This is a genomic window from Streptomyces sp. SID486 (genome assembly GCF_009865385.1).
Taxonomy (GTDB): Bacteria; Actinomycetota; Actinomycetes; order Streptomycetales; family Streptomycetaceae; genus Streptomyces.
Genome location: NZ_WWJT01000389.1, coordinates 1 through 10,430 on the forward strand (window position 1 = coordinate 1; position 10,430 = coordinate 10,430).

The 10,430-nt window shown below is 74.4% G+C and carries 13 protein-coding genes; 9 read left to right on the top strand and 4 right to left on the bottom strand.

What is annotated here, in order from left to right:
* The first annotated feature begins 478 nt into the window (after positions 1 to 478).
* From GT045_RS39845 to GT045_RS18275, 6 genes are read left to right on the top strand one after another with little or no spacing between them, the layout of a single operon-like run.
* A complete protein-coding gene (locus tag GT045_RS39845; protein WP_161296407.1) occupies positions 479 to 673 on the top strand; it encodes a hypothetical protein in 195 nt (64 codons plus the stop codon).
* Positions 670 to 1,122 (top strand): monovalent cation/H+ antiporter complex subunit F, encoded by a 453-nt coding sequence (locus tag GT045_RS18255; protein WP_161296409.1) that lies wholly within the window; start codon positions 670 to 672, stop codon positions 1,120 to 1,122. The genes GT045_RS39845 and GT045_RS18255 overlap by 4 nt, the downstream gene beginning before the upstream one ends.
* Positions 1,123 to 1,143: 21 nt before the next feature.
* On the top strand, positions 1,144 to 1,404 hold the full coding sequence (locus tag GT045_RS18260) for a hydrogenase subunit MbhD domain-containing protein (RefSeq protein ID WP_161334817.1): 261 nt from the start codon (positions 1,144 to 1,146) through the stop codon (positions 1,402 to 1,404).
* Complete coding sequence (locus GT045_RS18265) at positions 1,401 to 2,138, top strand: MnhB domain-containing protein (protein ID WP_161334818.1); 738 nt, start codon at positions 1,401 to 1,403, stop codon at positions 2,136 to 2,138. Before GT045_RS18260 ends, GT045_RS18265 begins: the two co-directional genes overlap by 4 nt.
* A 5-nt stretch (positions 2,139 to 2,143) precedes the next feature.
* A complete protein-coding gene (locus GT045_RS18270; RefSeq protein WP_161296427.1) occupies positions 2,144 to 2,494 on the top strand; it encodes a sodium:proton antiporter in 351 nt (116 codons plus the stop codon).
* Complete coding sequence (locus GT045_RS18275) at positions 2,494 to 4,257, top strand: complex I subunit 5 family protein (protein ID WP_161334819.1); 1,764 nt, start codon at positions 2,494 to 2,496, stop codon at positions 4,255 to 4,257. The genes GT045_RS18270 and GT045_RS18275 overlap by 1 nt, the downstream gene beginning before the upstream one ends.
* Here GT045_RS18275 and GT045_RS18280 read toward each other — a convergent pair whose 3' ends face one another.
* The 3 genes from GT045_RS18280 to GT045_RS18290 all read right to left on the bottom strand — a co-directional run bounded on the left by GT045_RS18280 (position 4,258) and on the right by GT045_RS18290 (position 6,462).
* Positions 4,258 to 4,914, bottom strand: coding sequence for a DUF4230 domain-containing protein (locus tag GT045_RS18280; protein WP_202516308.1), 657 nt, complete (start codon positions 4,912 to 4,914; stop codon positions 4,258 to 4,260).
* Positions 4,915 to 4,992: 78 nt separating this feature from the next.
* Positions 4,993 to 5,373 (bottom strand): anti-sigma factor antagonist, encoded by a 381-nt coding sequence (locus GT045_RS18285; protein ID WP_345942681.1) that lies wholly within the window; start codon positions 5,371 to 5,373, stop codon positions 4,993 to 4,995.
* A gap of 138 nt (positions 5,374 to 5,511) precedes the next feature.
* Positions 5,512 to 6,462, bottom strand: a complete 951-nt coding sequence (locus tag GT045_RS18290) for an NADP-dependent oxidoreductase (RefSeq protein ID WP_161334820.1) — start codon at positions 6,460 to 6,462, stop codon at positions 5,512 to 5,514.
* A gap of 71 nt (positions 6,463 to 6,533) precedes the next feature.
* On the opposite strand from GT045_RS18290, the gene GT045_RS18295 reads away from it, so the two are divergent.
* Positions 6,534 to 7,502: a helix-turn-helix domain-containing protein gene (locus tag GT045_RS18295; protein ID WP_161296419.1), complete on the top strand. Its 969-nt coding sequence runs from the start codon at positions 6,534 to 6,536 to the stop codon at positions 7,500 to 7,502.
* A gap of 135 nt (positions 7,503 to 7,637) precedes the next feature.
* On the opposite strand, the gene GT045_RS18300 is transcribed toward GT045_RS18295, so the two are convergent.
* Positions 7,638 to 9,272: an amidohydrolase gene (locus tag GT045_RS18300; RefSeq protein ID WP_161334821.1), complete on the bottom strand. Its 1,635-nt coding sequence runs from the start codon at positions 9,270 to 9,272 to the stop codon at positions 7,638 to 7,640.
* Positions 9,273 to 9,397: 125 nt separating this feature from the next.
* Here GT045_RS18300 and GT045_RS18305 point away from each other — a divergent pair, with 125 nt between their 5' ends.
* Both GT045_RS18305 and GT045_RS18310 read left to right on the top strand, forming a co-directional pair.
* Positions 9,398 to 9,859: a pyridoxamine 5'-phosphate oxidase family protein gene (locus GT045_RS18305; protein WP_161296423.1), complete on the top strand. Its 462-nt coding sequence runs from the start codon at positions 9,398 to 9,400 to the stop codon at positions 9,857 to 9,859.
* 52 nt (positions 9,860 to 9,911) lie between these two features.
* Positions 9,912 to 10,304: a VOC family protein gene (locus GT045_RS18310; RefSeq protein WP_161296425.1), complete on the top strand. Its 393-nt coding sequence runs from the start codon at positions 9,912 to 9,914 to the stop codon at positions 10,302 to 10,304.
* Positions 10,305 to 10,430: the final 126 nt, after the last annotated feature.

A 10,430-nucleotide genomic window follows, 5' to 3' on the forward strand; every position in this document is an offset into this window, starting at 1 on the left:
CCCGGGCTCGGCACGGCGCGTGGCGACGGCAGCACCCGGGCTCGGCACGGCGCGTGGCGACGGCAGCACCCGGGCTCGGCACGGCGCGTGGCGACGGCAGCACCCGGGCTCGGCACGGCGCGTGGCGACGGCAGCACCCGGGCTCGGCACGGCGCGTGGCGACGGCAGCACCCGGGCTCGGCACGGCGCGTGGCGACGGCAGCACCCGGGCTCGGCACGGCGCGTGGCGACCGCGGGGCCCGGCTTTCGGCACCGCACGACGCGACCGCAGCGCCCGGGTTGCGGCACCGCGGGCGGCGATCGCGGACGCGGCTCTCGGCACCGCGCGCACCCCGGGTTTCCGTTCCCGCCTCCGGGGCACAGTGGGTGCTGACCCGCGTGCCGCCGCTCCCGCCGGGTCCGGCGGTGCTTGGATGCCCCCAGCGGTGCCGGGGCAGATCGCCGAGCATCCGCGCGACACGGACCGAGGAGGTGCCGCATGAACCACCGTACGGCCCCCCGCGCCGTCCTCCTCGCCGCCGGTGAACTCCTCGTCTGGTGGGCCGCGCTGGCCCTGCTGTGGCTGGTGCTGATCAGCACGGTCGACCCGCTGGAACGGATCGTCGGCGCGTGCTGCGCCGCCGTGGGCGCCGTCCTGGCCCGGCTCGGCCGGCGGGCGGTGAGCTGGCGGTGAACGGCTGGATCCTCGCGGCGACCGCCGAACTGGGCGGGGGAGGGGCCGCGGCGCTGTGGGGTGTGACCACCGGTCCGCCGGCCCGCCGGGTCATCGCCCAGAACCTCACCACCTCCGCCGTCTGCCCGGCCCTGCTGCTCCTGTCCCAGGGCTACGCCCGCCCCGCCTACGTCGACCTCGCCCTGCTGCTCGCCCTGCTCGGCCCGGTCGGCACGCTGGTCTTCGCCCGGCTGCTCTCCGACGACCTCGCCGACGACGGCGCGAGCGCCTGGGGGCTGACCTGGTCGCTGGCCGGCCTCGGCGCGGTGGCCGTCCTCGCCCTGTGCGTGGCCGTCGGACCGGGCCGGGCCATGGTGAAGCTGCTGGTGACCGGCGCCCTGCTGATCGGCGGCAACGTGGTCGCCTCCCGGGCGCTGGCGGGCGGATTCCGGGGCGTGCGGGGTGGCTGACGGACCGTGGGGAGGGGCGCCGTGTCCGACGCGCTGATCGTCGTCACGCTGCTGCTGGTGGCCGCCGCCGCCACCGCGGCCGTCGCCCAGCGCGACCCCGCCCGGCAGGCACTGGTGCTGTCCGTCCAAGGAGTGCTGCTGGCCTCGCTGTTCACCGTGCTCCAGGCCCCGGACGTGGGCCTGTCCCAGCTGGCCGTCGGCGCCGCCCTCACCCCCCTGCTGATCATGCTCTGCGTGCGCAGGACCAGGCGGCGCGGGCGGTCGAAGGAGGACGCGAGGTGAACCGGCTGCGGCTGTGGCTGCTGGCCGTGGGCGGCGCGGGTCTGGCCGCCCTGCTCGTCGCCGCCTGCCTCGACCTGCCCGACTTCGGCGGCACGCGTCACCCGTACGGAGACCGGGCTGTCCGGGCGTCCCTCGCCCGGCACACCGCCAACACCATCTCCTCCGTCAACTTCGACCAGCGCGCCTACGACACCCTCGGCGAGATGAGCATCCTGTTCGCCGCCGTACTCGGCTGCGTGGTCCTGCTGCGCCAGGCCCGCGACGAGCACCGGGCCCGGCCCGAACCCGCCGAGGTGGCCCGTCCGGTCCGCCGCTACGCCCTGCTCACGCTGCCCGTGGCCCTGGTCACCGGCCTGTACGTCATCGCCCACGGCCAGCTCAGCCCCGGCGGCGGCTTCCAGGGCGGCGTCGTCGCCGCCACCGCCCTGCACCTGCTCTACCTCGGCGCCGACTACCGGGCACTGGAACGCGTGCGCCCGCTGGGCGCCTACGAGATCTGCGACGCGCTCTCCGCCGCCGCCTACCTCGTCCTGGGCCTCGCCCCCGTCCTGGCCGGCACCGCGTTCCTGGCCAACACCCTGCTGCCGTACGGCACCTTCAACACGCTGTCCTCCGGCGGCGCGGTCCCCCTGCTGAACGCGGCCATCGGGATGGAGGTGGCCGGCGCGGTCGTCGTCCTGCTCGCCCACTTCCTGGACCAGGCCGTCGAGATCGAAGAGGAGCAGCGGAGTTGACATCCGTGCCGCACGTCCTGCCCTACCTGGTCGCCGCCTATGTCTTCCTGACGGGCTGCTACGGCCTCGCCACCAGCCGGAACCTCATCCACTCCGTCGGCTGCCTCGCGGTCTGCCAGTCCGCCACCTACGTCCTGCTGCTGGCGGTCGGATACCGGGACGGTGGCACCGCGCCCGTCTTCTCCGACATCGCCCCCGGCTCCCGGCCGGTGGTCGACCCCGTGGTGCAGGCCCTCACCCTCACCGACATCGTCGTCGGGGCCACCGTCACCGCGCTGCTGCTCGCCCTCGTCCTGCAGATCGCCAAGCGGCACGGCACCGTCGACCCCGACGAACTGCGGGAGCTGCGCGGCTGATGCACCACCTGCTCCCGCTGCTCGTCGCGCTCCCGCTGCTCGGGGCCGCCCTGCTCGTGGCCACGGGCCGCCGCCTGCGCCGGATCCACGCCGAGATCACCGGCTTCGTGGTCGCCGGCGGGACGGGCGCCCTCGCGCTCCTGCTGCTGCTGAACTCCTCGCCGCCGATGGTCGAGTGGGTCGGCGGCTGGCTGCCCGTCGACGGGGAGAGCGTCGGCATCCTCGTCGTGGGGGACGGCCCGGCGCTCGGCATGGCCACCCTGGCCTCGCTGCTGACCGTGGCGGCCCTCGCCTACTCCTGGCGCTACTTCGACGAACCGCCCACCGGCCATTCCGGCACGTTCACCGCACTGATGCTCGTCTTCCAGGGTGCCATGTGCGGATTCGCCATCGCCGGCGACCTGTTCAACGCGTTCGTCTTCTTCGAGCTGATGAGCGTGGTGGCCTACGCCCTGACCGGCTACCGCATCGACGAGGCGAAGGCCGTCCAGGGCGCCCTGACCTTCGGGGTCGTCAACTCCCTGGGCGCGTACGCCCTGCTGACGGGCATCGCCCTGCTGTACGCCCGGACCGGCGAACTGGACATGACGAAGATCGGCCGCGGGCTGGACGCCACGGCCCACGGCGGCCCGGACGCGCTCGTGCTCGCCTCCCTCGTCCTGGTGTTCACCGGGCTGCTGGTCAAGGCCGCCGCCGTACCCTTCCACTTCTGGCTCCCGGACGCCCACGCCGTCGCCCCCACCCCGGTCTGCATGATCCTGTCCGGTGTGATGGTCGAACTCGGCGCCTACGGCGTCTGGCGGGTGTACGGCACCGTCTTCGCCGGCCCCGGCGGCATCCCGGCCGCCGACCTGACCCGGGCTCTGGTGACGCTCGGCGTCCTCACCGCCGCCGTCGGCGCCGTCATGTGCTGGTACCAGCGGCACATCAAGCGGCTCCTGGCCTGTTCCACCGTCGCCCACACCGGCCTGTTCCTCATCGGCCTCGGCGTCCTCACCCCCGAGGGCGACGACGGGATCGCCCTCTACATCATCGGGCACGCGGGGGTGAAGGCCGCGCTGTTCGCCTGCGCGGGCGCCCTGCTGGACCGGTTCGGCAGCGTCGACGAGCACACCCTGCACGGCCGGGCCCGGCAACTGCGTGCCACCGCGGTGATGTTCGCCGTCGGCTCGCTGGGCTTGGCCGGTCTGCCGCCGTTCGGCACGGCACTCGGCAAGGCCGTCGCCGAGGAGGCGGTCGGCGGTCCGCTGACCGTGGTGTACGTGGCCGCCTCCGCGATCACCGCGGGCGCGGTGCTGCGGGTCACCGGCCGGGTGTTCCTGGGCCTCGGGCCACGCCCCGAGGACGCGGAGTACGAGACCAGCGGCTCCGACGAGGAACCCGAGACCTCCGGCCTGCTGAGCCGGATCCCGGACACGATGACGGTCGTGCCGGCCGTGCTGCTCGCCGCCGCCCTGGCCGTCGGGGTCGTCCCCGGCTTCGGCGACGTGGTGGCTCGCTCCGTCAACGAGGCGGGCTCCGGCGGTGCCCGGGTATCCGTGCACTGGACCGTGCACGGCGTGCTGCTGGGCGTGGTCTCCGCCGCGCTGGCGGTGGCCCTCGCGGCTCTCGCCGTCACTCGCCCGCGCTGGGTGGCCGCGCCCGGCTGGGCCGTGCCCCTCCGGCGCCTGCAATCCGGGCACGTCGGCGACTACGTGGCCTGGCTGCTGGTGGGCGCGACCGTGCTGGGGGCGCTGGCCCTGCCGGGCGTGCTGGGCTCCTGATCAGCCCGCCGGGCGATAGGTGATGTGCACCTCCCGGAAGCCGAGGGAACGCAGCAGGCCCTGGAGCATGCCGGTGGTGTTGGTCTCGGCCCGGGCGGTGAGCCCGCTGCTCTTCGCCGCGTCCCCGATGTGCCGGACGGCGAGCTTCTGCACGGCCTGCTCGCTGTTGGGGTTGTCCGAGAAGAGGTCGCCGAGCCGGTCCAGCAGCCCGCGCTGCTTGGAGACGGCGTAGGAGTGGTCGGGGTCGAGGGCGGGGCGGCCGAGCCTTGCGTGCGGCAGCCGGAGGGTGGCGGACGTGCGGTCCTCGTCGACCGTCACGTCCTTCTCGCCGACCTGTCCGAGGTCGACATAGGCGTCCACGGTGCCCGCTCCGACGTACAGGGTGCGGGTGCCGCGGACGGCGTCGGGCAGGAACTTGGCGTCCTTGTCCAGGTCCACCACGACCTGGAAGTTGCCCGACGCGGCGTCGTAACGGCTCATGTCCTGCACGGACTTGAGAAGAGCGGGTCCGGAGCGGTCATGGGTCTCGGTCCCGAACAGCTCCTTGATGCCCGGGAGTACGGCCAGCCGGATCCCGGCGAACAGGACGGCCAGCACCAGTACGAGCGCCGCCACGGCCTTGGCCCAGCCCGGCATGCGTCTGACGGAAGTCGTCATCGCGGCGGTCCTCCTTCCTGCTGACCGGATTCCCGCCAAAGGCCGTAACAGGCCGACGGGTTGACCGCCGGCCGTCCGTCAGGAAGAGCCGGACGCGGCCCCGGAGCACGCCAGGGCCGCGTCCGGATCCGGGTGCGGGGGCAGCAGCCGGGCCAGGCCGGTGACCCGGAAGACCCGCAGGGTCAGCGGATGCGTGCACACCAGGTGCAGCCGTCCGCCGCGCTCCAGCACGCGGGCCCGCGCCCGGTACAGCAGCCGCAGCCCCGAGCAGTCGAAGAACTCCGCCGGCCGCAGGTCGAACACGACGCGAGCGCCGGGCCGTCCGGTGAACCGGTCGAGGAACGGGCCGATCTCCGTGGCGGCGACGATGTCGATCTCGCCCCGGAACTCCAGCACCGTGTACCCGCGGTACGCGTACATGCTCAGTTGCCGGGTGAGAGGTACGGGTTCCTGTCGCACCTCGGCCCCACCTCCCGCCCGCGCCCCGACGTCGCTTCCCGATCGTCAAGTTACCCTCGATGGAAGGAATTTGAGCATGTTCGATTGACATATGTCTTCGAGTTTCCGCGTGCCGGGGCCGCGCTGCGCACCGGCGGCTCAGTCGGCCAGCAGGACCAGCTTGCCCGTCGTCCGGCCGGTGTCGCCCAGCTCGTGCGCCTTCGCGGCGTCGGCCAGCGGGAACGTCCCGGCGATCGTCGCCGTCAGCCTGCCGGACTCCGCCAGTTCCGCCACCGTCCGCATGCCGGCCCGGTCGGCGTCCACCAGCATCCGGACCGCCCGCACCCCCAGCCGTTCGGCCTCCCGCGGGAAGTCCGCCGAACCCACCGGGAGGACGGAGACCACCACGCCGCCGGGCCGCAGCGTCCGCAGGGACCGCACCGAGGTCTCACCGCCGAGCGTGTCCAGGACGACATCGACGTCCCGCACCGACTCCGTGACATCGGTGGACCGGTAGTCGACCGGCTCGTCCACGCCGATCTCCCGCAGGAAGCCGTGCTTGCCCGCGCTCGCGGTACCGATCACGTGCGCGCCCCGCGATTTGGCGATCTGCACCGCCACATGGCCGACCCCGCCGGCCGCCGCGTGGATCAGCACCCGCTGCCCCGGCCGGACGTCCGCGTGTTCGGTCAGCGCCTGCCAGGCGGTCAGGGACACCAGGGGCAGCGCACCCGCCTGCGTGTGGTCGATCGAGGCCGGCTTGTGCGTCAGGGCACGGACCGGCGCGATCACGTACTCGGCGTGCGAGCCGTGGCCGTAGGGGTAGGGCAGCATGCCGAAGACCTCGTCGCCGGGCCGGAAGGCGGCCACGCCGACGCCGGTCTCGGCGACCTCGCCCGAGAGGTCCCAGCCCAGGACGAACGGGGGCGCGCCCAGGAACCCGCCGGTGGCCCGGTGCTTCCAGTCGGTGGGGTTGAGCCCCGCCGCCCGTACCCGGACCAGCACCTGGTTCGGGCCCGGCTTCGGCCGCTCGACCCGTACCTCCTTCAGCACCTCGGGACCGCCGAGGACGTCCTGGCTGATGACTCGCATCGTGTTCACATCGCTCATGGTCCCCCAGGCTGCCGGAGCCCGCCCGGCCGGGAAATGGCATGAAAGCCAACCTCCGATAGGATCGTGCCATGCCTGTCCTGCAGCTGCGCACCCGGCGCCCGGAGCGGGTCGTCGTCCTGGCCCTCGACGGTGTCTACCCGTTCGAACTGGGCATCCCCAGCCGCATCCTCGGCGCTGCCGACGGCCACTACGAGGTCCTCACCTGTTCGGTCGACGGCGGCCCGGTGCGCACCAGCGCCGACTTCACCATCGGTGTGACGCACGGCCCGGAGATCCTGGACACCGCCGACACGGTCGTCGTCGCCTCGGTGCTGCCCGCGAACCTGCCCCCCGTACTGCCCGCCGAGGTCGCCGCCGCCCTGGCCCGGATCCGCCCCGACGCCCGGATCGTCTCCATCTGCACGGGCGCCTTTGTCCTCGCCGCGGCCGGCCTTCTCGACGGCCGCCGGGCCACCACCCACTGGCAGCTGGCCGAGATGTTCCGCCGCCGCCACCCCCGGGTGGACCTCGACCCGGACGTCCTCTTCGTGGCCGACGGCCGCATGCTCACCTCCGCCGGTGCGGCCTCCGGCGTCGACGTCTGCCTGCACGTCGTCCGCGCCGACCACGGCAGCGAGCTGGCGAACGCCGTGGCCCGCCGCTGCGTCGTGCCGCCGTTCCGGGACGGCGGACAGGCCCAGTACATCGAGCAGCCGGTCCCCGTGAGCGGCGCCGCGAGCACGGCCGCGACCCGTGCCTGGGCGCTGGAACGGCTGGACGAGGCGCTCACTCTCGCGGACCTCGCCGGCCACGCCCGGATGAGCCTGCGCACCTTCGCCCGCCGCTTCACCGACGAGGTCGGGCTCAGCCCGGGCCGCTGGCTGATCCAGCAGCGGGTGTCCCGGGCCCGGCACCTGCTGGAGGCCAGCGACCTCCCGGTGGACCGGATCGCCGCCGAGGTCGGCTTCGCCACCGGCGCCTCGCTGCGCCAGCACCTGCACGCGGCGATCGGGGTGTCCCCGCAGGCGTACCGCAGGACCTTCCAGCAGGCCCGCTGAACGCCGCGGCCCGTCCCCGCGCCGCCGGCTGCGGCTGACGGCCCGCAGGACGCCTCGCCACGTCGGCCCGCGGCCGGCGCGCAGGCGCCGCCACCGGAGAAGGGCGCCGGCCGCGACCGGCACACCCGCACGGGATCACTCGGTGGTGTACACGCACGCACCCCCCACGTAGGTGCGTGCCACGGTCGTCCCCGCGATCGCCTCCGGCGGCCCGGCGAACGGGTCGCGGTCCAGGACCACCAGGTCGGCGAGCGCGCCGGCGGCCACCCGTCCGCCGCCGTCGACGCCGTCGAGGTGGTTCACGTGGGCCGAGCCGGCCGTGTACGCCGTCAGCGCGTCGGCGAGACCGAGCCGTTCGCCCGGCACGAACACCGGCCCGGTGCGGCCCGGTTCCACCCGGTTGACCGCGACATGGATCCCCTGGAGCGGATCGGGGCTGCTCACCGGCCAGTCGCTGCCCGCCGCGAGGCGCGCCCCGGAGCGCTGCAGCGAGGCGAACGGATACTGCCGGGCGGCGCGTTCGGCGCCGAGGAACGGGATCGTCAGTTCGTCCATCTGCGGCTCGTGCGCGGCCCACAGCGGCTGGATGTTCGCGGTGGCGCCGAGCCGGGCGAACCGGGGCACGTCGTCGGGGTGCACGACCTGGAGGTGCGCGAGGTGCGGCCGGGTGTCGCTCGGTCCGTTGGCCGCCCGTGCCGCCTCGATCGCGTCCAGCGCGTCCCGCACCGCCCGGTCGCCCAGCGCGTGGAAATGGCACTGGAAGCCGAGCGCGTCCAGCGCGGTGACGTAGCCGGGGAGGCGACCCGGGTCGATGAAGCTCCTGCCGCGCTCGGCCGTGGCACACCCGCACCGGTCCAGGTACGGGTCGAGCAGCGCCGCCGTGTGGTTCTCGGCGACGCCGTCCAGCATCAGCTTCACGGTGCCCGCCCGGAACCCGCCTCGGCTCAACGCGTGGCGTTTCTCGACGAGTTCGGGAATCTGCTCGGCCCCCCGCTCCCGGTCCCACCACAGGGCGCCCACCACCCGGGCGGTCAGCGAGCCGTCCGCGACGGCGGCGAGATACGCCGGAGCCGGGTCGTCCATGCCGAGGAAGTCACCGACCAGGGCGTCCTGCCAGGCGGTGATGCCGAGCGCGTGCAGCCGCCGCTGGGCGTCCAGCAGCGCGGCGAGCCGCTCGGCGGGCCCGGCGGACGGGGTGAGCCGGCCGACCAGGTGCATCGCGCCCTCCTGGAGGGTGCCGCCCGGCTCTCCGGAGGCGTCGCGCTCGATCCGGCCGTCGGCCGGATCGGGGGTCCGCCGGTCGATCCCGGCCAGCTCCAGCGCCCGGCTGTTGACCCAGGCGCCGTGGTGGTCCCGGTTGGGCAGGTACACCGGCCGGTCCGGGACGACCGCGTCCAGCAGCTCCTTCGAGGGGGTGCCGCCCGCGAACGCCTCCATCGACCAGCCCCCGCCGAGGATCCACTCCGCCTCCGGACGGGCCTCGGCGTAGGCGCGTACGGCGGCCACGGTGGCCTCGGCCGTGGTCGCCCTGGTCAGGTCGCAGCGGGACAGTTCCAGCCCGGCCGGTACCGGATGGACGTGGGCGTCCTGGAAACCGGGCAGCAGCAGCCGCCCGGCCAGGTCCACCACCTCTGTGCGCGGCCCCGCGAGTGCGTGCACCTCCGTGTGCCCGACGGCGGTGATCCGGTCCCCGGTGACGGCCACGGCGGTGGCGGTGCGGCCCTCGGGGGTGAGGACGGGGCCGCCGGTGAAGAGCAGGTCAGCGTGCATGATGCCTTTCCTGGTGGGTCGGTGCGGGCCGGGTGACGGGGTGAGCGGCTTCGGCGCGTCGGTGCCGGTGCCGCAGGTCCGCGGCCACACTGGACGGGACGATCCCGCACAGGAGGCCGCACGCCATGACCCCGCCCCCCGCCCGCTCCGCGGAGCAGCGTAAGAAGGACACCCTGCACCGGCTGGAGAACGACGTCGACGCCTGGGTCGCCACCGCCGGGCCCGACGGCGCGGCCCCCTGTCTCGTGCCGCTGTCGTTCGTGTGGGACGGCACCGCACTGCTGATCGCCACGGCGGCCGGGAGCGCCACCGGCCGCAACCTCGTGGCCACCGGCACGGCCCGGCTCGGCATCGGCACCACGCGCGACGTCGTCCTGGTCGACGGTGCCGTCCGGGCCGTGACACCCGAGGACCTGCCCGAGGAGGACGCCGAGGTGTTCGCCGGGAAGACCGGCTTCGACCCGCGTCAACTGGCCACCCCCCATCTGTACTTCGTGGTCGTACCACAGCGGGTACGGGCCTGGCGCGAGGAGAGCGAACCGCGCGGGCGCGAGCTGATGCGCGACGGTGAGTGGCTGGCCGACTGAATCCGACGGCCGGGGATATCCGCTGGGGAGAAGACACTTCCCGGGAGGATCCATGGCACTGGTGAAAGCGGGCGTGGTCGTACTCGACTGCGCCGAGCCCGAGAAACTCGCCGAGTTCTACAAGGAGTTCCTGGAGGGCGAGCAGACCGCCGCGTCCGCCAACCTGGTGGAGATCCGGGGCGCCGACGGCGTCCGGCTGGCCTTCCGCCGTGACGTCAACGCCACCCCGCCCAGCTGGCCGCGCCCGGAGAACTCCCTCCAGGCCCATCTCGACTTCCTGGTCGAGGACCTGGACGCGGCCGAACGGCGGGTGGTGGGGCTCGGCGGCCGGCCGATAGAGACGAAGGACCCGGCGGGTCCGTACGAGGAGCGCGGTTACGCCGACCCCGCCGGCCACTCCTTCACCCTGCGCCTGCTGCCCCCGGCGGCTCCGAAGCAGGGCTGACCCGGGGCGGCTCCGAAGCAGGGCTGACCCGGCGGCACGGGGGCCCGGCCGCACCGGCCCGCCCGCCGGCGGGAGAGGGCCGGCCCGTCGGAGCCGGGCCGGCCGCGCGGCTCAGTCCCGGCCGCC

Excerpts from the sequence above, each read along its gene's own strand:
- GT045_RS18300 (WP_161334821.1), bottom strand. The coding sequence starts at position 9,272 with ATGCACGCTGACCTGCTCTTCACCGGCGGCCCCGTCCTCACCCCCGAG.
- GT045_RS39845 (WP_161296407.1), top strand. The coding sequence starts at position 479 with ATGAACCACCGTACGGCCCCCCGCGCCGTCCTCCTCGCCGCCGGTGAA.
- GT045_RS18295 (WP_161296419.1), top strand. The coding sequence starts at position 6,534 with ATGCCTGTCCTGCAGCTGCGCACCCGGCGCCCGGAGCGGGTCGTCGTC.
- GT045_RS18275 (WP_161334819.1), top strand. The coding sequence starts at position 2,494 with ATGCACCACCTGCTCCCGCTGCTCGTCGCGCTCCCGCTGCTCGGGGCC.
- GT045_RS18290 (WP_161334820.1), bottom strand. The coding sequence starts at position 6,462 with ATGAGCGATGTGAACACGATGCGAGTCATCAGCCAGGACGTCCTCGGC.
- GT045_RS18310 (WP_161296425.1), top strand. The coding sequence starts at position 9,912 with ATGGCACTGGTGAAAGCGGGCGTGGTCGTACTCGACTGCGCCGAGCCC.
- GT045_RS18305 (WP_161296423.1), top strand. The coding sequence starts at position 9,398 with ATGACCCCGCCCCCCGCCCGCTCCGCGGAGCAGCGTAAGAAGGACACC.
- GT045_RS18280 (WP_202516308.1), bottom strand. The coding sequence starts at position 4,914 with ATGACGACTTCCGTCAGACGCATGCCGGGCTGGGCCAAGGCCGTGGCG.